Source organism: Methylophaga sp. OBS1 (genome assembly GCF_026319365.1).
The window spans coordinates 170,733-190,205 of the sequence record NZ_JAPDMS010000003.1 but is presented as its reverse complement, the minus strand read 5'-3'; the positions used below and the strand labels follow the sequence as shown (position 1 = coordinate 190,205).

Here is a 19,473-nt window from a genome sequence, read left to right as displayed (position 1 = left end):
GATGTGTAGTGAATTTATGATTGTACCGGTGTAAGTCCCATCATGGCGAGTCTGTCTTCCAGCAGCTCCATATCCAGGACGCCGATTTTGCGCATCACAATCTCGCCCTCTGGCGAAATCAGGAAATGGGTCGGGGTAACACGCACGTTATCAAAGGCAGCACTGATTTCACCGTTTTCATCCCAGGTGATGAGATAAGGCAGACCTTTCTGTTCACGCATGGCCTTGATGTGCTCGGGGTAATCATGCGGCATGGCGACGCTGATCATGGCGAGCCCCTTGTCAGCATATTCCTCGTGCAGGGCGATGAGCTCCGGCATTTCCTTGATGCAACCGGGGCAGTCGGTGGCCCAGAAAATCATCAGAATCGGCTGGCCTTTGTAGTCAGTGAGCTGATGCTGACCCCCGTCGATATCGCTGAAGCTGATTTCAGGCATGGGCTGTCCTGAAGTCGGCAGCAGGGTGTAGGTCATCAGGCCGGCCACGCCAGCCATCACAACAATAAGCAGATTTCTGATTGCAGGTTTCATGTTGTTAAAGTCAGTTGTCCAAGGGTTTCTGTCAGTTTGAGATTTTCCCGGTAATCAACCGGACAATCAATCACGGTGACCGTGTCGCGTTCCAGTGCTTCCTGCAGCACTGGCATCAGCTGTTCGGTCTTCTCGACTCTGACACCGAACGCGCCGAAAGATTGCGCATACTGCACAAAATCCGGGTTGGTGAATTCGACATGGCTGGTACGGCCGAATTCATTTTTCTGCTTCCATTCAATCAGACCGTAACTGGCGTCGTTCCAGATCAGAATCACAATCGGAATATGCAGCCGCATCGCGGTCTCGATTTCCTGTGAGTTCATCATAAAGCCGGCATCACCGGTGACTGCGACAACTTTCCTGTCAGGATAAGCGAGCTTGGCAGCAATGGCGCCGGGCACGGCAATGCCCATGCTGGCAAAACCGTTGGAGATAATGCAGGTATTGGGATACTCACAGCGGAACATGCGTGACATCCACATCTTGTGGGCGCCGACATCACAGATAACGATATCTTCCAGATCCATCGCGGTACGCAGATCCCAGATGATTTTCTGTGGCTTGACCGGAAACTCGGTGTCGTCACGGTGCAGATTCATTTCTTCAATCAGGCTGTCACGCAGGATCCGCAGCGCCTTACCTTCATGCGGTGTCGTCAGAGCAGCAAGTCGATTGAGGCTATGGCGCAGGTTACCGACGATACCCAACACCACGCTGTAATGGGCATCCACTTCGGCATGGGTGCTGTCGATATGAATAATGGTGCGATCCCGTGACGGATGCCAGAGGTAGGGATGATATTCGACCATGTCGTAACCGACGCAGATAATCACATCAGCACTGGCAAAGCCGCAGTTGGCATAATCATTGGACTGCAGACCGACACTGCCCAGCGCCATAGGATGGCGGAAAGGGATGACACCCTTGGCCATGAAGGTGTTGGCCACCGGAATTCGTAGCTTCTCAGCAAACTCGGCCAGTTCTTCGCTGGCATTGGCCCGGACCACGCCATTACCGGCAAGAATAATGGGATTCTTGGCATTGGAAATGATCTCCGCAGCACGCTCGATATGTTCCGCAGCGGGCTCCGGTGGTGTCGCGTGTTTGACTCGCAGCGGCAGATCATCGATTTCCATTTCAGCGATATTTTCCGGGAATTCAATAAAGCAGGCACCGGTTTTCTCTGTTTGGGCGACTTTAAAAGCCTTACGGACTATCTCGGGAATCACTTCCGGGCTGACAATGCGGGTGGCGTATTTGGTGATCGGCCGGAACATCGCTTCCAGATCCAGTACCTGATGCGATTCCTTGTGCAGCCGTCGGGTGGAAGCCTGACCAGCCACGGCTATCAAGGGGGCGTGATCCATATTGGCATCAGCGACACCGGTAATCAGGTTGGTCGCACCCGGCCCCAGCGTGGCAATACAGACACCGGCGCGGCCGGTCAGCCTGCCGTAGACATCAGCCATAAAAGCCGCGCCCTGTTCGTGACGGGTGGTAATAAAGCGAATCGGGGAGTCGAGCAGGGCATCCATCACATCCAGGTTTTCCTCACCGGGAATACCGAACAGATACTCGACACCTTCGTTTTCCAGCGCTTTGATAAACAGTTCTGCGGCTTTCATGCAGCGGCTTCCTTATAACCGATTTCGTTGTGCAGCAAGGATAGCAGATTGGCTTATGTCTGGTTTCTGCTTGGTTATAAATGATGAACCACAGAGGCACAGAGCGCACAGAGGTTTTATCCGCAGATTACGCAGATTTTCACAGATGAAATAAACCAGCCAAAAATACAGATGGAGCCTTATCAGCAGCGGTTAAATTTCCGCCAACAATTTTCTTCTTCTGCTTCAAATATCTGCGTCCATCTGCGTAATCTGCGGATAGTCTACTTTTTGACTCTGTGCCTTTGTGGTTAAACACAAAAAAGGGGCCGAAGCCCCTTTTAATGTCAGCATCTATTTGAACGCATCGGGTATGCGTGTGTGCCAGTCAGTTTGCTGCTGATACTGGTGCGCGACATTGAGCAGACGGGCTTCATCGAAATAGTTACCGATGATTTGCAGACCCACCGGCATGCCGTCGATGAAACCGGCCGGCAACGACAGACCGGGTAGACCCGCCAGATTAACGTTGATGGTGTAAATATCTTCCATGTACATCGCGACCGGGTCATCGGTTTTCTCACCGAAACGGAAGGCCGGCGTCGGTGCTGATGGTCCCATGATGACGTCTACCTCTTCATAGGCCTTGAGGAAGTCATCACGAATCAGGCGGCGGCACTGCTGGGCTTTCAGGTAATAAGCATCGTAGTAACCGGCTGACAGGGCATAAGTGCCGATCATGATGCGGCGTTTGACCTCTTCACCGAAGCCTTCACCGCGTGAACGGGTGTAAAGATCCATCAAATCTTTAGGATCTTCAGCGCGGTGGCCGAAACGTACGCCGTCCATGCGTGACAGGTTCGATGAACACTCTGCCGGCGCGACCACATAATAGGTAGGCACTGCGAGATGTGTATTGGGCAGGGTGATTTCTTTGAGTTTGGCACCCATCGATTCATATTGCTTGATGGCAGTTTCAACGACTTCAGCCACCCGTGGATCCAGTCCTTCACCGAAATATTCCTTGGGCAGACCGATGGTCAGGCCTTCCAGTGAATCATTCAGGGTGGCGGTATAGTCAGGCACTTCACGGTCGACGCTGGTGGAATCACGCGGATCAAAGCCGGACATGATATTCATCAGCCAGGCGGCATCTTCGGCACTGTTGGCCATTGGGCCCGCCTGATCCAGGCTGGAGGCAAAAGCAATCATGCCATAACGGGAAATGCGGCCGTAGGTGGGTTTCAGTCCGGTCAGGTTACATAAAGAGGAGGGCTGACGAATTGACCCCCCCGTATCGGTCCCGGAAGCGACTGGGGCCAGACGCGCCGCCATGGCGGCGGCAGAACCGCCGGATGAGCCGCCGGGTACACGATCGGTGTCCCAGGGATTTTTGACGGGACCATAATAACTGGTTTCATTGGAAGAGCCCATCGCAAACTCATCCATATTGGTTTTACCCAGTGTGACCATACCGGCGGCATCGGTTTTCTCGACCACAGTGGCATCGTAAGGTGCGATGAATTTGTCCAGCATTTTTGAGCCGCAACTGGTACGAACACCTTTGGTGCAGAAAATATCTTTGTGTGCCAGCGGAATCCCGGTGAGCGGACCGCCTTGCTTGTTGGCCAGTAATTTATCAGCAGATTTAGCCTGTTCTAGCGCCCGGTCTTCGATCACGGTGATAAAGGCATTCAGATCGCCGTTGTATTGATTGATGCGATCCAGATAATGCTGAGTGAGTTCAACACTGCTGATGTCACCTTTCTGCAGGGCTGTCGAGAGTTCTGAGAGTGATTTGTTATGCATTTGTTTGCCTGTGTCGCTTTATTCGATGACTTTGGGAACCAGATAAACACCGGCCTCGGTTTTAGGGGCGATGGCCTGAAAGGCTTCACGCTGATCGACTTCGGTCACCTCATCGGGACGCAGGCGTTGATGCGCATCCAGTGGGTGGGCCATAGGCTGTATACCACTGGTGTCTACGGCGCTCATTTGTTCTACCAGATTGAGGATGTTGTTCAGACCCTGAGCGTAATGAGGGATGTCTTCTTCCTGTATAGACAGGCGCGCCAGGTGCGCAATTTTTTCTACATCGTGTTTATCTAAACTCATCGACAGTTCCAAATGTTAATTGCTTCAATAAAGCGCCAAGTTTAAATCATTAGCAGCTTGCTCAACAGTCCTGAGCATTGCTAAAGTATCGTTTTTACCCCTTTCAGGTGTGGTTTCTTCAATGTTTGAACGTTTACGTGGAATTTTTTCCAACGATCTGTCGATCGATTTGGGAACAGCTAATACGCTGATTTATGTGCGCGGTAAAGGTATCGTGCTCGACGAACCGTCGGTGGTGGCGATTCGTCAGGATAAAGGACCGGGCGGCCCCCGTTCGATTGCCGCCGTGGGGGTGGAAGCAAAGCGCATGCTGGGACGGACCCCAGGAAATATCACTGCTATCCGCCCACTGAAAGATGGCGTTATTGCTGATTTCACCGTAACCGAGAAAATGCTCCAGCACTTCATCCGCAAAGTGCATGAAGGTCGATTCCTGAAGCCCAGTCCCCGCGTCCTGGTTTGTGTCCCTTGTGGTTCCACCCAGGTGGAGCGCCGGGCCATTCGTGAATCTGCTGCCGGTGCCGGTGCTCGAGATGTATTTCTGATTGAAGAACCCATGGCCGCGGCGATTGGTGCCGGGATGCCGGTGGATGAAGCCAGTGGTTCCATGGTGCTGGATATTGGTGGTGGTACCACCGAAGTCGCTGTGATTTCTCTGAATGGCATTGTTTATTCCGCTTCCGTCCGTATCGGTGGTGACTTGTTTGACGAGGCCATTGTTAACTATGTGCGTCGTAACTACGGCACGCTGATTGGTGAGTCGACCGCCGAGAAAATTAAGAAAGAAATCGGTTCGGCTTATCCCGGTAATGAAGTTAAAGAGATGGAAGTCCGTGGCCGAAACCTCGCTGAAGGTGTGCCACGCAGCTTTACACTGAACAGCAATGAAATTCTGGAAGCACTGCAGGATCCGCTATCCGGTATCGTTGCTGCCGTGAAAACGGCGCTGGAACAAACCCCGCCTGAACTGGGTGCTGACGTGGCTGAACGCGGTATCGTTCTGACCGGTGGTGGTGCGCTGCTGCGGGATCTGGATCGCCTGTTGATTGAAGAAACCGGGCTGCCGGCGATTATCGCTGAAGACCCGCTGACCTGTGTTGCACGTGGCGGTGGCCGGGCGCTGGAAATGATCGATGAGAAGGGAACAGACGTCTTTACATTTGAATAATCTTCAATAAACGTTAGATTAAGACCTTTGCAAATGCGTTTTATTTGCGAAGGTCTTTTAGTTTTGGACGCTAGCCATTAAACCGTTATTTACCAACACACCGTCTCTGAATACCCGGATGATGCTGGCTTTGCTGGCGTCGCTGGTGCTGTTTTTTCTGGACTCGCGTCTGGACTACTTCAAACCCGTACGTTCGACCTTATCCACCCTGGTTTACCCGATACAGGCGACGGCCTCTTTACCGACTAATTTTGCCGATTGGGTCGGTGACTTTTTTCAGGATCGCGAGCAATTGCGGGAGCAAATCACGGTGATGAGTGCCGCTAATAAACTGCAGAATATCCGGCTGCAGAAAATGCAGGCGCTGGAACGTGAGAACATGCGTCTGCGCGAGTTGCTCGGTTCCTCTTTTCGTTTGCAGGAGCGGGTGCAGGTGGCCGAGCTGCTCACAGTAGACCTGGATCCTTTCTCACAGCAGGTCATTATCGATAAGGGACATAACTACGGGGTTTACATTGGCCAGCCGGTGCTCGATGCCCATGGTGTAATGGGGCAGGTGACTGAGGCTTCACCGTTGTCCAGCCGGGTTGTGTTATTGACCGACCCCAGCCATAGCATTCCGGTTCAAATCAACCGTAATGGGCTTCGGGCTGTAGTCACCGGCCGTGGGTTGGGCGAAAAGCTGCAGATGGATTTCCTGCCGCATAATGCTGATGTCAGACAGGGTGATTTGCTGGTGACTTCCGGACTGGGTGGCCGTTTTCCTGTCGGCTATCCAGTCGGCAAAGTCGTCTCTGTTGATTTTCCACAAGGTAAAGCGTTTGCCGACATCAAAGTTGAGCCGGCAGCCAACCTCTCTACCAGCCGTGAAGTGATGCTCGTGTTGCCGGGTGAAAAAATTCAGACCGAACCACTGCTGACACAGGAACCTGCTGCTGCCGAGGCCGAAGCGACTCTGGCACCGGGGGCCACTACGGATGAAGTCATTATCACAACACCTGAGTCCCAGACTGAGGAGGCGGTCGATGGCGACAACCGCTGAGTCCAGAAATGGCTTTGTGATTGCGATTACCCTAGTTATCGCCATGTTGCTGATGCTGGTGCCTCTGCCGGATTTGGCGCGTTATTTCCGTCCTGAATGGGTGGTGATGACCCTGATTTACTGGGCCATGGCCCTGCCGCATCGTGTCAGCATCGGGGTAGGCTGGCTGACGGGGCTGCTGATGGATGCGATGATGGGTACCACGCTGGGCATCATGGCATTCAGCTATGCACTGGCAGTTTATTTGATTGCGCGATTCCACCTGCAGCTTCGGCAGTATCCTCTATGGCAGCAGGCACTGACGATCTTTTCTGTCGTATTGCTGGTGCATCTCGTTGCCATTCTGGCTGCCGGTCCCGATATGAGCTGGATTATATGGATGCCAGTCATTACCAGTACGCTGATGTGGCCGGTGATGTATGCCCTGCTGCGTAAAATCCGTCGTACATTTCAGGTAAGCTGACCTTATGTCGACACGCTTCACGCTGAAAGATCATTTCCGTGAAAGCCGCTTAATCAACGGGCGGCTACTGGTCGCTGCCTTGCTCTCGATTCTGGTATTCAGCGTGGTTGTTGTCAGGCTGGTGGTGTTGCAGGTGTTCGAATATGAACATTTTGATTCACTCTCCAATCGCAATCGTGTCGATATCGAGCCACTGCCGCCACAGCGGGGGCTGATTTATGATCGGAACGGTGTAATTATTGCCGAAAATATCCCCACCTTTAGTCTGGAAATGGTGCCTGAAAAAGTTGAGGATATAGACCATACGCTTGATGAATTATCCCAGCTACTGGCACTGACAGATGAAGATATCGCTGACTTCCAGACGCGTCTCAAGCGACACCGTCGCTTCCAACAGGTGGTGATCAGACAACGTCTGACTGAAGAGGAGGTTGCCCGCTTTTCTGCCAACCGTTACCGCTTTCCCGGTGTTGATGTTCAGGGCCGGCTGATACGTCATTACCCACAGGGCAACCTGTTTGCCCATGCAGTGGGCTATGTGGGGCGGATTAATGAGCGTGAACTGCAGATCATCGACCAGCAGGATTACAAAGGGACCTTGCAGATAGGCAAGACAGGGGTAGAAAAGGAATATGAAGAGATCCTGCATGGTGATGTCGGATACCGCCAGGTTGAGACCAATGTGCAGGGTCGTATTGTTCGTGAGCTGATGTCCGTCTCGTCCCAGTCGGGTGATGATTTATATCTCAATCTGGACATTAATCTGCAACGCGTCGCCAGTGAGTCGCTAACCGATTTCAATGGCTCGGTGGTGGCGATGGACCCCCGGACCGGCGGCGTCCTGGCGCTGGTCAGTAAACCGGACTTTGATCCCAACCTGTTTGTGTCCGGCATCAGCAGTAAAGATTACGCTGCACTCAGAGACTCTCCCGAGCGCCCCTTGTATGACCGGGCTTTGCGTGGCAGTTATCCTCCGGGGTCGACATTAAAGCCGTTTGTGGCGCTGGCCGGGCTGGAGCTGGGCGTGGTCACAGAGCACTCCAAAACCTATTGCCCGGGCTGGTATACCTTACCCGGCCATGATCATCGCTACCGCTGCTGGAAACACCATGGTCACGGCATGATGGACATGAACGCCGCGGTGGCCCAGTCCTGTGACGTCTATTTCTATGATCTCGCCCATGCACTGGGCATTGATCGCTTGCACAACTTTCTTGATCTGTTTGGCTTCGGTCACCAGACCGGTATCGATATCCCCAGTGAAAGCAGCGGTTTGTCGCCGTCGAGAGAGTGGAAACGGGCCAGTCGCAACCAGGCCTGGTTCCCGGGCGAGACGCTGATCTCGGGTATTGGGCAGGGCTTTAATCAGACCACACCGATTCAACTGGCTCATGCCACTTCAACCCTTGCCATGCGTGGCGTCATGCAGGAACCTCAGGTCGTTCGTGCCAGTCGTAAAGCAGGGCAAAGTGAGATGGAACTGCGTGGTAGTGAGCGTGTTACAAGCCTGCCGATGCAGGACAGTCAGCATTGGGAAGCGGTGGTAGACTCTATGGTTGAAGTGATTCACGGAGAGCGCGGTACCGCCAGACATGTCGGCAAAGATATGCCATTCAAGGTGGCCGGAAAAACCGGCACCGCCCAGGTTTTCGGTATTGCTCAGGATGAGAAATACGACGCGGAAACACTGGAAAGAAAGCTGCATGATCATGCGTTGTTTATTGCTTTTGCTCCGGCCGATAAGCCTGAATTTGTGGTCGCGGTGGTGGTGGAAAATGGTGGGAGTGGTAGTAAGACTGCCGCACCGATAGCCCGCAAAATGATGATTGAACATTTCGGATTGGAACTGGATGAACCACAGCCTGATCAGTGACAGACCACAGCGGCCATCCTGGCAACCGGGAAGGCTATTCCAGCTGTTGCATATTGATGCGATGCTGTTATTCGGCCTGGTGCTGTTGCTCGGTGTTGGCTTGATGATGCTATACAGTGCGGGCGGTCAGGATACGGGACTGATTATCCGCCAGTTGGTCAGGCTCGGTGTCGCTATGGGGGCTATGCTGGTAGTGGCCCAGATTCATCCGGACAGGATGCGTGACAGCGCCTACTGGCTCTATGCATTTGGTCTGATACTACTGGGCGCGGTGTTACTGTTCGGTCATGAAGGAAAGGGGGCACAACGCTGGCTCAATCTTGGCTTTTTCCGGTTCCAGCCTTCCGAAATTATCAAGCTGGCAGTCCCCATTCTGGTGGCCGCGTTTCTGGCCGAACGTCCCTTACCTCCCACAGCATTACGCGTGCTGATGAGCCTGGTACTGATTGGACTGCCGGCATTTCTGATTGCCAAACAGCCGGATTTGGGCACGGCCATACTGATTGCAAGCTCTGGTTTGATTGTGCTTTTTCTGGCCGGGATCAGCTGGAAACTGATTATCGGCTTTATCAGTACCTGCGCGGCGGCGGCGCCCGTGTTGTGGTACTTCATGCACGACTATCAGCGGCGTCGGGTGCTGACCTTTCTTAATCCGGAAAATGATCCGCTGGGGGCCGGCTATCACATTATTCAATCGAAAATCGCCATCGGCTCGGGCGGTACCTTCGGTCAGGGCTGGCTGCAGGGTACCCAGTCTCACCTTGAGTTTCTGCCGGAGCGTTCGACCGACTTCATATTCGCTGTGATTGCCGAAGAGTTTGGCCTTGCCGGTGCCGCTTTGATACTGTGCCTGTACCTGTTGATTGCGGGACGAGGCCTGTTTATTGCCAGTCAGGCGCAAAGCAGTTTTTCACGACTGCTGGCCGGCAGTATCTCGATTACATTCCTGGTTTATGTGTTTGTTAATGTCGGTATGGTTACCGGCTTATTACCTGTGGTCGGGGTGCCCCTGCCGCTGGTGAGTTATGGTGGCACCTCGATGGTGACCTTGCTTGCCGGCTTCGGTATCCTGATGTCTATTCATACTCACCGAAGGATGATGTCGCCGTGAAACAGTTTGTGTTCAGTAGTGCTTTGTTGTGTCTGACTTCTCTGCCTGTTATGGCCAATCCGGACTTACCGGATCTGCCTCAGTTTATTGACAAAATGGTCACTGAACACGGTTTTAACGAAGCGGAGCTGGAACGGGTTTTTGCTGAAGTGGAGGTCAAGGACAGCATCCTTAAGGCGATTTCCAGACCAGCAGAAAAGAGCAAGCCCTGGTATGAGTACCGTGATATTTTTCTGACCGGTTCGCGTATCGCTGGCGGTGTAGAATTCTGGCAGCAGCACAAAGAAGCCCTGGCTGAGGCTGAACAGCAATACGGTGTACCCGCCGAAATCATCGTATCAATTCTGGGTGTAGAAACCCGTTACGGTGGTAATGTCGGTAGTTTCCGGGTGATCGATGCCCTGTCGACGCTGGCTTTCCGTTACCCGCCGCGGAGTCCCTTTTTTACCAGTGAACTGGAGAACTTCCTTATCCTCACCCGTGAAGAACAGATGTCCCAGCTGGAACCAGTCGGTTCCTATGCCGGGGCCATGGGACTGGGCCAGTTTATGCCCAGCAGCTATCGGGCCTATGCGGTGGATTTTGATGGCGATGGCCACCGGGATATCTGGAATAACCCCACTGATGCTATTGGCAGTATCGCCAACTATCTGGCCGTGCATGGCTGGGTACCGGGGGAGAGCATTGTGCATCGCACGGAACTCGATACATCACTGCCAGAGGGCATCAATGGCACCGACCTGAAACCGGCATTCAGTCGTGAGCAACTGGCTACAGCCGGTTTTTCGCTGGCACAGTTACCAGCAGGTAATGACTCACTATCGGTCATTGCCCTGACGCAGCCCGATGGCGAGGAGTACTGGCTGGGTCGGCAGAATTTTTATGCCATCACCCGCTATAATCACAGCCGTATGTATGCGATGGCGGTGGTTCAGCTGGCGGAGGCTATCCGCCATCAATTCGGTGAATTGTAATGAGATTGACCGTTTTCTGGCGGAGAGCAGCGCTGACGCTGGCTTATCTGTTGTTGATTTCCTGCAGCAGTGTTTCTGAAAAAGACGGTGCACCACGTAAGGTGCCTGACATCAGTCAGATACCGGACGCGGTACCCAAGGTCGAGCCGCGCAGTAAATACGGTAATCCCGCCCAGTACGAAGTTTTCGGTAAAAGTTATTACACGCTAACCAGCGCTGAAGGCTATCGAGAAAAGGGCATAGCCTCCTGGTATGGCACCAAGTTTCATGGGCGCCGGACTTCCAGCGGTGAAATTTACGATATGTATGAAATGACGGCGGCACATAAAACACTGCCGCTACCGAGTTATGTGGAGGTCACCAACCTTGAAAACGGCCGCAGGGTTGTTGTGAAGGTGAATGATCGCGGACCATTTCACGACAACCGTCTGATTGATTTATCATATAGCGCTGCCACCAAACTGGGGATTGTTGCTAAAGGCACTGGTTTGGTGGAAGTGCGGGCAATTACTCCCGGTAGTGCCAGTAAGAGAGTGACCTCGATCAAGCGGGAGTCTCAGCCGGTAAAGTCGGCGAGCTCAGCCGCGATGTTTCTGCAGGTGGGGGCATTTAGTAGTCTCAATCGCGCCGAGCAGGTTAAATCCCGTCTGCAGCAGGATATCGCGGACAGCGTCACTATCATGCCGGTGAGTGGTGTCCAGGGTACCCTGTATCGGGTCAGAGTAGGACCGTTGGCCAGTGTGGCTTATGGTGATGATCTGGCTGCCAGATTGGTCGGACTCGGCTTTCGCGACAGCCATATCGTCGTCGATTAAATCTTTTTTCCTGAGAGTTCATCATGCTGAAAAACACGAAAGTTGTTTTATTTTTTTTATTTCTGACTGCTTTTGTTTCGGTGCAGGCTGGCGTCGTTGCGCCTAAGCCCTCGGCACCGGCGGTCGCGGCCAAATCCCATATTCTGATCGACTACGACAGTGGCAAAGTACTGGCCGCTGAGAACCCGGATGAAAAACTGCCGCCCGCCAGTATTACCAAACTGATGACCTCGTATGTGGTATCCCATGAGCTGCATGCCGGTAATATCGCGCTGGACGATGAAGTCCTGATCAGTGAAAAAGCCTGGCGCATGATTGGATCGCGCAGCTTTATCAAGGTGAATACCAAGGTGTCAGTGGAAGCGTTGCTGCGCGGCATGATCGTGCAGTCCGGTAATGATGCCGCGGTGGCCCTGGCCGAGCATATCGCTGGCAGTGAAGAAGTCTTCGCGCAGATGATGAATCAATATGCGCAGCAACTGGGTATGTACAACACTAACTACATGAATGCGACCGGACTGCCTGATCCCGATCATTACACTACGGCGCGTGACATTGCGACTTTGTCTGCGGCACTGATTCGTGACTTTCCCGAACACTACGAGTGGTACGCGGAAAAGGAATTTACCTATAACGAGATTACCCAGCATAACCGCAACAAACTGTTGTGGCGGGATAACAGTGTTGATGGTCTGAAAACAGGCCACACCGAAGAAGCCGGGTTTTGTCTCGCCGCTTCCGCTAAGCGGGGTGATATGCGGTTGATTACCGTTGTGCTCGGTACCCGCAGTGAAAACGCCCGTGCTCAGGAAACTCAGAAATTGCTGAATTACGGTTTCCGTTTCTTTGAAACCCATCAGCTGTATCAGGCTAATGCCAGCATCACTGACACCAAGGTCTGGAAAGGGGCTCAGGACACGCTGGCTTTAGGTCTAGCGCAGAGCCTATCAGTCACTGTGCCACGCGGTCAGTATGATGATCTGGTTGCCAGTACCAATATTCAGCAACCGGTGATTGCCCCTATCGAAGCGGGCACTGTGCTGGGTGAAGTTGAGATTCGCCTGGGTGAGGAAGTGGTTGCCAAACAACCGCTGGTGGCCCTCAATGCGGTCGAGCAGGGGAGCTGGTGGCGACGTCTGATTGACCACATTCTGTTGTGGATCTGGGGCTAACTAGTGAGAACCGTATTTTTAAACGGCGAGTACCTGCCGGCTGATCAGGCTCAGGTTTCTGTGCTTGATCGTGGCTTTTTGCTCGGCGATGGGGTCTATGAGGTTATCCCGGTTTATCAGGGCCTGCCATTCTGTCTGAATGAGCATTTACATCGTCTGCAACGCAGTCTGGATGGGGTTCGCATGGCTAACCCCTACAGTATCGAACAGTGGAGCGAGATTATCGCTCGCCTGGTGAAAGACAATGAGGGTGAGAATCAGGCGGTGTATCTGCAGGTCACACGAGGCGTTGCGCCACGTGATCATGTCTTCCCAGAAGGCGTCGAACCCACCGCCTTTGTCATGAGCAATCCGATCAAGCCGCTGCCTGAATGGTATAAACAGGATGGCATCAAGGCGATTACAGTCAAGGATATTCGCTGGGCTCAATGCGACATCAAGGCGATTACCCTGTTACCCAATAGCCTTCTGAGACAGCAGGCGCAGGATGCCGGTGCCCAGGAAGCCATTCTGATCCGCGATGGTTATATGACTGAAGGCTCTGCCAGCAACAGCTATGCGGTACTGGATGGCGTGATTTATACCGCGCCCAAAGACGAGAAAGTACTGCCCGGCATCACCCGGGATGTGGTGCTGGAACTGGCCCGTTCAGCCGGTGTTTCGTATCGCGAACAGGCGGTCTCAGCCGAGCAGCTGAAACAGGCCGATGAAATCTGGATCAGCAGTTCCACCCGTGAGTTGTTGCCGGTAACAACGCTGGATGATGCGCCGGTCGGTAATGGTAAACCAGGCCCGGTCTGGCAGCAGCTTGATGCGCTTTACCAGCGTTTTAAGACGGAGGGCAGCGTATGAGCGAACAGGATAAACAACAGGAAACCCTGCTCGAATTCCCCTGTGATTTTGCGATCAAAGCCATGGGGGAAACCAGTGAGGATCTGGACCAGATTGTGGTAGAAATCATCCGTCGCCATGTGGAAGATATTTCAGAAGGTGCGGTTAGCAGCCGTCAGAGCTCCGGTGGTAAATTCACCTCCATTACGGTGACCATCCGCGCGACCAGCAAGCCGCAGCTTGATGCGATTTATCAGGACCTGACCAGCCATCACCGCATCAAATACGTGCTCTGATGATCATTAAAGACCTGGGGCTTGTCGACTATCAACCGGTGGTCGATAAGATGCGTGAATTTACGCTGAGCCGTGACGCCGATACCGAGGACGAACTCTGGCTGCTGGAGCACCAGCCGGTCTTCACTCAGGGCGCCAACGGTCAGGCTGAACATGTGCTTGATCTGCATGATATTCCGCTGGTGGCAACTGATCGCGGTGGTCAGGTCACTTACCATGGTCCCGGACAGCTTGTCGCTTATCCCTTGATTGACCTTCGCCGCCACCAGTCCGGTGTCAGAGACATGGTCAATCGCCTGGAGCAGACGGTGATTTGCATGCTGGCAGCCTTTGATATCAATGCTTATGCCCGAAAAGATGCCCCGGGTGTTTATGTCGATGAGCGCAAGATTGCCTCACTGGGTTTACGGGTCAAACGCGGCGCCTGTTATCATGGTGTCAGTTTTAATATTGATATGGACCTGACCCCGTTCAGTTATATCAATCCCTGCGGCCAGGCAGGCCTGGAAGTGATTGACCTGACATCACTGGGTATAGCACTGGATATGGCCGACGCCAAACAACAATTTATCGCTGCATTTAATCAGCAAATGCAGACAGGTATGAATTCATGACAGAAACAGCAGAGGGCAAACGCGACGTTCGCGCGCTCAAGGGTGAATCGAAAGTTGCCCGTATTCCTATCAAAATTGAGCCCACTCAGCCCAAGCGCAAGCCGGAGTGGATTCGGGCTAAATCGCATGGTGACCCGCGCGTTCAGCACATCAAGGATATGCTGCGTGAGCATAATCTGCACAGCGTCTGTGAAGAAGCTGCCTGCCCTAATCTGGGTGAATGCTTTGCCCACGGCACCGCGACTTTCCTGATCATGGGTAATATCTGCACTCGACGCTGCCCATTCTGTGATGTCGCACATGGCCGGCCTGATCCGCTGGACGAGAATGAGCCGGCGCATCTGGCTAAAACGATTGCCGCGATGAGCCTCAAACACGTCGTGATTACCTCGGTGGATCGCGATGATCTGCGGGATGGCGGTGCTAATCACTTTGTGCAATGTATTAATGAAGTGCGTCGACAATCGCCTTCGACTGATATTGAAGTGCTTGTCCCGGATTTTCGTGGCCGTATGGATGTCGCGCTGGACATCCTGACCCAGAGTCCGCCGGATATTTTCAACCACAACCTGGAGACAGTACCGCGCCTGTACAAGGCAGCCCGTCCCGGTTCTGACTATCAGTGGTCTTTGGATTTGATTCGCCGCTTCCAGCAACTGCACCCGGAAGTGCCGACTAAATCCGGCCTGATGCTGGGGCTCGGTGAGAGGATGGATGAAGTCAAACAGGTGATGCAGGACTTACGTGATCACGGTTGCCGAATGCTGACGCTGGGCCAGTATCTGCAACCCAGCCGCCATCATCTACCGGTGGATCGTTTTGTCACGCCGGCGGAATTTGATGAACTGGGCGAACTGGGCAAACAGATGGGGTTTGAGCATGTGGCCAGTGGACCCATGGTTCGTTCTTCCTATCATGCTGACCTGCAGGCTCAGGGTAAAAAAGTGTCCTGATGGCTGGCGAGGGCGATGCCCTGACAGATAACAATGAGTTCACGGAACTTAATTTGGCTGATATTGAGGGCGGCTGAAACATCCCACAGCGGGACAGCCTGGTATAGACTGGGCAAGTGTTCAACAGTCTGAACAGACAGGAGGAATCATGGCCGTTAACCGACGCAGGCTGATACAGACAGTGGCCGCTGCGAGTTCGCTGGCTGTATTCCCCCAGTTGAAACTGGCTGCCAAAACTGACAGCAAACGGCAACGGGTGGTGGTGATTGGTGGTGGCTTTGCCGGTGCCACCGCCGCGAAATACCTCAAGATGTGGGCGCCCGATCTGGATGTCCTGATGATCGAAAAAAGCAGCTATTTTGTTTCCTGTCCGCAGAGCAATATGGTGTTGAGTGGCAGCCGCACGCTGCAGCAACTGACGCATGATTATCAATCGCTATCACGTCAATATCGGGTGAGGACCTTACAGGCTACGGTGGCCTCAATAGATACCGAAAAGCATGTCGTGAAGCTTAAGGATGGCACAAAGATTGGCTATGACCGTCTGATTGTCGCGCCCGGTGTCGATTTTATTTACGACACGTTGCCGATGTTGACCCCGCATGTGGTCAATAACAAAATCCCGCATGCCTGGAAAGCCGGACCGCAGACCGAGCTGTTATTCAACCAGCTCAAGGCAATGCCGCAGGGCGGTAAAGTGGTGATGACAATCCCGCCCACCCCGTATCGCTGTCCCCCGGGGCCGTATGAGCGCGCCTGCCAGATTGCGCTGTTCCTCAAGCAGTATAATCCTACCGGCAAGCTTATTATCCTCGATGCTAACGGGGGGATCGTGTCCAAAAAAGCCCTGTTTCAGAATGCCTGGGAAGATGACTATCCGGGCCTCATCGATTATTACCCGAGTAACGCGCTTGAATCCGTGGATGTCGACAGTCTTTCGGTGGAGAGCCTGTTTGATCGTTTTCAAGCCGATGTGCTCAATGTGATCCCGCCACAGAAGGCCGGCAAAGTCGCAGAACTGGCCGGTACGGTTAATGTAGATCGACGTTGGTGTGAAGTGGATTTCCGAAGCTACGAATCTACTGCGGTCGCCGGGGTGCATGTGATTGGTGACGCCGTCGCCTCGAACCTGCCCAAGTCCGGCCATATTGCTAATTCACAAGCCAAAGTCTGCGCCGCCGCTGTCATTGCTCTGTTGAAACAGCAACCGGTGGAAGCCAGTCCCAAATTCGGCAATACCTGTTACAGCTATGTTGATGCTGAGAGGGCGGGCCACGTCGCCGCGGTATTTGCTTTTGATGCAGCAGACAAGCAGATGAGTGCCATGCCCGGTGGCGGTTCGACGTCGACTGCCACCGAAATGGAAGGTCGTTTTGCCCAAGCCTGGGCACAAAATATCTGGTCCGATACGCTACGATAAAGGCCGACGAATCAAATGCTAAGCATATCCGGGGTGTGACGGCAGGGGCAATGCAGTATAATGCCTGCTTTTCTGGTGCGCTTTATGATGTGATATCAACGTGCGGTGCAGCTCTGGCTAACCATGAAATGTAGATAGACTCATCTCAGTCCGGAACTCGCCCTGTTGAGGGATACCCCGATAGCACATTGCCCTGCTGCAAATTAAGCGTACCAAGTCTCCGCCATCAAGTTATTTTATGAGGTTGTAGATGAGTGATTTTTTACCCGGCCTGGAAGGTGTCCCGGCAACGAAGTCCGCCATTTCTTACATCGATGGTGAGAAAGGTATACTGAGTTACCGCGGCTACCCGCTGGAAACCCTGGCAGAAAACAGCAGTTTTGAAGAATCCACGCTGTTGTTGCTCAATGGCGAACTGCCAACCCAGAAAGCACTCGACGACTTCAAACAGGAATTACGTCAGAACTACCGCATCAAATATCACATTCGTGAAATGATGCGTCACTTCCCGCATGACGGCCATCCGATGGATATGCTGCAGACAGCGGTATCCAGTCTGGGCATGTTCTACCCGGGCACTGAGTGTCTGACCGGCGCCGATACCTGTGAAGATCTGGACTACGTGCGCAACATGACCGTGAATATCATCGCGCAGATGTCACCATTGGTTGCGATGTGGCAGCACATCCGCTACGGCTGGGACCCGATTCAACCACGCTCGGATCTGTCGGTCGCCGAAAACCTGCTCTACATGTTTAACGGAGAAGAGCCGGATCCACTGCTGGCCAAAATCATGGATGTCTGCCTGATCCTGCACGCGGAACACACGCTCAACGCTTCCACTTTTGCCGCGCTGGTTGCCGGTTCCACCCTGGCATCCCCTTACAGCGTCATTTCTGCCGCGATTGGCACCTTGTCCGGCCCATTACATGGCGGTGCCAATCAGCGCGTTGTCGGCATGCTGCAGGAGATCGGGTCACCGGATAATGTTGAAGCCTGGGTTGATGGCAAACTGAAAAACAAGGAAGTCATCTGGGGTATGGGCCACCGCGAATACAAGGTCAAAGACCCGCGTGCCACCATCCTGCACAAACTGGTGGAAAAACTGGTTGAGGAGCGGGGCGGCGCACTGGATGATATGTTCGACACCGCATTGAAACTGGAAGAAGTCTGCGCGGATCGCCTGGGTCATAAAGGCGTCTATCCGAATGTGGATTTCTACTCCGGTATTCTGTATTCAGAAATGGGCATTCCTGAAGATCAGTTCACGGCGTTGTTTGCCGTCGCCCGTAGCGCTGGCTGGCTGGCACACTGGCGTGAGCAGATTGCCAACAACCGCATTTATCGTCCGACTCAGATTTATGTCGGTAGCGAAATGCGTGAATATGTGCCGATGAACCAGCGCGGCTAATTTCACTAAGCTGACACAGGCCCTCTTCCTGCCGGGGAGAGGGCTTTTTTGTGTCTGGGCTAGTCAGCGAATAATGGTTTTGCTCGCTTCGCCCTGAATTTCCCGTACCAGTCTCGGCACCAGGTAGCCCGGCAACTGTGTTCTGATTTTATCCAGCAGTCCGATGGCGCTGGCTTCTGTCACATCAAAGTGTGCCGCACCGGCCACTTTATCCAGAAGATGCAGATAATAGGGCATGACATTGACGTCATTCAGGCGCTCACTCAGATTCACCAGGGCATCGACCGAATCGTTTATCCCCCTCAGTAACACAGTCTGGTTCAGTAACTGACAGCCTGCCTGCTGTAATTTCAACAGTGCGAGCTCCGCGTCCTCATCAATTTCATTGGCATGATTGGCATGGATAACCATCACAACCTTGAGTTCACAGTCGCTAATCCATTTGAGTAAGTTGGCATCAATGCGCTCAGGCAAGACGACCGGTAGCCGGGTATGGATTCGTAATCGTTTCAGATGCGGGATCTGTTCCAGCTCCGCCACCAGCCTCGACAGTTTGTCATCACTGAGGGAGAGCGGATCGCCACCGCTTAAGATAACTTCATTGATGTGGGTGTCAGCCTGTAACTGTGCCAGTGTCTCATTGAACTGGCTGGCCAGAGGGTTGCTGTCAGAATAGGGAAAATGACGACGGAAACAGTAACGACAGTGAATCGCGCAGGCACCGGTGGTCACCAGTAAGGCCCGACCCTGATATTTCTGTAAAATTCCGGGGCCGGTGACGGCCAATTGATCGCCTACCGGATCACGGCCGAAGCCCGCTATTTCCAGACTTTCATCAATCAGCGGCAACACCTGTTTTAACAGGGGGTCCTGCTTATCACCATAGCGCATCTTGTTGATATAGCTTTGCGGCACGCGCAGAGGAAACTGGCGAATTTTAGCCTTGTCGATGGTCTTGAGAGCGCCGCTCAGGCCCAGTTGTGCCAATAATTCATCGGCATCAGACACGGCTTCCGCCAGGGCCTGTTGCCAGCTTTGTTTTGTCTTTAAGGGCGGGGATTGCGGTATCATAGTCACT

General features: G+C 53.3%; 19 protein-coding genes. 14 read left to right on the top strand and 5 right to left on the bottom strand.

All coding sequences use genetic code 11. The annotated features are described in order from the left end of the window. Positions 1-14: 14 nt before the first annotated feature. The 4 genes from OMQ46_RS10220 to gatC all read right to left on the bottom strand — a co-directional run bounded on the left by OMQ46_RS10220 (position 15) and on the right by gatC (position 4,252). Positions 15-530: a peroxiredoxin family protein gene (locus tag OMQ46_RS10220; RefSeq protein ID WP_266236700.1), complete on the bottom strand. Its 516-nt coding sequence runs from the start codon at positions 528-530 to the stop codon at positions 15-17. Continuing rightward, on the bottom strand, positions 527-2,158 hold the full coding sequence (locus OMQ46_RS10215; protein ID WP_266236698.1) for an acetolactate synthase large subunit: 1,632 nt from the start codon (positions 2,156-2,158) through the stop codon (positions 527-529). The genes OMQ46_RS10220 and OMQ46_RS10215 overlap by 4 nt, the downstream gene beginning before the upstream one ends. Before the next feature lie 333 nt (positions 2,159-2,491). Continuing rightward, positions 2,492-3,946: an Asp-tRNA(Asn)/Glu-tRNA(Gln) amidotransferase subunit GatA gene (gene gatA / locus OMQ46_RS10210; protein ID WP_266236697.1), complete on the bottom strand. Its 1,455-nt coding sequence runs from the start codon at positions 3,944-3,946 to the stop codon at positions 2,492-2,494. A gap of 18 nt (positions 3,947-3,964) precedes the next feature. Next, entirely contained in the window at positions 3,965-4,252 is a 288-nt protein-coding gene (gatC, locus tag OMQ46_RS10205) for an Asp-tRNA(Asn)/Glu-tRNA(Gln) amidotransferase subunit GatC (protein ID WP_266236696.1), read from the bottom strand. A 121-nt stretch (positions 4,253-4,373) separates the two neighbouring features. Here gatC and OMQ46_RS10200 point away from each other — a divergent pair, with 121 nt between their 5' ends. The 14 genes from OMQ46_RS10200 (at position 4,374) to OMQ46_RS10135 (ending at position 18,395) form a co-directional block, all read left to right on the top strand. Then, on the top strand, positions 4,374-5,420 hold the full coding sequence (locus tag OMQ46_RS10200; RefSeq protein ID WP_008291235.1) for a rod shape-determining protein: 1,047 nt from the start codon (positions 4,374-4,376) through the stop codon (positions 5,418-5,420). 76 nt (positions 5,421-5,496) lie between these two features. Further along, positions 5,497-6,462, top strand: a complete 966-nt coding sequence (mreC, locus tag OMQ46_RS10195) for a rod shape-determining protein MreC (RefSeq protein WP_266237044.1) — start codon at positions 5,497-5,499, stop codon at positions 6,460-6,462. After that, positions 6,446-6,925: a rod shape-determining protein MreD gene (gene mreD / locus OMQ46_RS10190; protein ID WP_266236695.1), complete on the top strand. Its 480-nt coding sequence runs from the start codon at positions 6,446-6,448 to the stop codon at positions 6,923-6,925. Before mreC ends, mreD begins: the two co-directional genes overlap by 17 nt. A gap of 4 nt (positions 6,926-6,929) precedes the next feature. Next, on the top strand, positions 6,930-8,798 hold the full coding sequence (mrdA, locus tag OMQ46_RS10185) for a penicillin-binding protein 2 (RefSeq protein ID WP_266236692.1): 1,869 nt from the start codon (positions 6,930-6,932) through the stop codon (positions 8,796-8,798). Further along, on the top strand, positions 8,776-9,909 hold the full coding sequence (gene rodA / locus OMQ46_RS10180; RefSeq protein ID WP_266236691.1) for a rod shape-determining protein RodA: 1,134 nt from the start codon (positions 8,776-8,778) through the stop codon (positions 9,907-9,909). Before mrdA ends, rodA begins: the two co-directional genes overlap by 23 nt. Further along, positions 9,906-10,883 (top strand): lytic murein transglycosylase B, encoded by a 978-nt coding sequence (gene mltB / locus OMQ46_RS10175; protein WP_266236689.1) that lies wholly within the window; start codon positions 9,906-9,908, stop codon positions 10,881-10,883. Before rodA ends, mltB begins: the two co-directional genes overlap by 4 nt. Next, positions 10,883-11,698: a septal ring lytic transglycosylase RlpA family protein gene (locus OMQ46_RS10170; RefSeq protein WP_266236688.1), complete on the top strand. Its 816-nt coding sequence runs from the start codon at positions 10,883-10,885 to the stop codon at positions 11,696-11,698. Before mltB ends, OMQ46_RS10170 begins: the two co-directional genes overlap by 1 nt. A gap of 23 nt (positions 11,699-11,721) precedes the next feature. Continuing rightward, positions 11,722-12,870 carry a D-alanyl-D-alanine carboxypeptidase family protein gene (locus tag OMQ46_RS10165; protein WP_266236686.1) on the top strand — a complete coding sequence of 383 codons (1,149 nt, stop codon included), beginning with the start codon at positions 11,722-11,724 and terminating at the stop codon, positions 12,868-12,870. Positions 12,871-12,873: 3 nt separating this feature from the next. Further along, positions 12,874-13,722, top strand: coding sequence for a D-amino-acid transaminase (dat, locus tag OMQ46_RS10160; protein WP_266236685.1), 849 nt, complete (start codon positions 12,874-12,876; stop codon positions 13,720-13,722). Continuing rightward, positions 13,719-13,997, top strand: a complete 279-nt coding sequence (locus OMQ46_RS10155) for a YbeD family protein (protein WP_266236683.1) — start codon at positions 13,719-13,721, stop codon at positions 13,995-13,997. Before dat ends, OMQ46_RS10155 begins: the two co-directional genes overlap by 4 nt. Next, positions 13,997-14,611 (top strand): lipoyl(octanoyl) transferase LipB, encoded by a 615-nt coding sequence (lipB, locus tag OMQ46_RS10150; RefSeq protein ID WP_266236681.1) that lies wholly within the window; start codon positions 13,997-13,999, stop codon positions 14,609-14,611. The genes OMQ46_RS10155 and lipB overlap by 1 nt, the downstream gene beginning before the upstream one ends. Beyond that, complete coding sequence (lipA, locus tag OMQ46_RS10145) at positions 14,608-15,564, top strand: lipoyl synthase (RefSeq protein ID WP_266236680.1); 957 nt, start codon at positions 14,608-14,610, stop codon at positions 15,562-15,564. The genes lipB and lipA overlap by 4 nt, the downstream gene beginning before the upstream one ends. A gap of 148 nt (positions 15,565-15,712) precedes the next feature. After that, positions 15,713-16,984, top strand: a complete 1,272-nt coding sequence (locus OMQ46_RS10140; protein WP_266236678.1) for an FCSD flavin-binding domain-containing protein — start codon at positions 15,713-15,715, stop codon at positions 16,982-16,984. A 250-nt stretch (positions 16,985-17,234) separates the two neighbouring features. Then, positions 17,235-18,395, top strand: coding sequence for a citrate synthase (locus OMQ46_RS10135; protein WP_266236677.1), 1,161 nt, complete (start codon positions 17,235-17,237; stop codon positions 18,393-18,395). Between the two features lie 63 nt (positions 18,396-18,458). On the opposite strand, the gene epmB is transcribed toward OMQ46_RS10135, so the two are convergent. Next, positions 18,459-19,466 (bottom strand): EF-P beta-lysylation protein EpmB, encoded by a 1,008-nt coding sequence (gene epmB, locus OMQ46_RS10130; protein ID WP_266237042.1) that lies wholly within the window; start codon positions 19,464-19,466, stop codon positions 18,459-18,461. Positions 19,467-19,473: the final 7 nt, after the last annotated feature.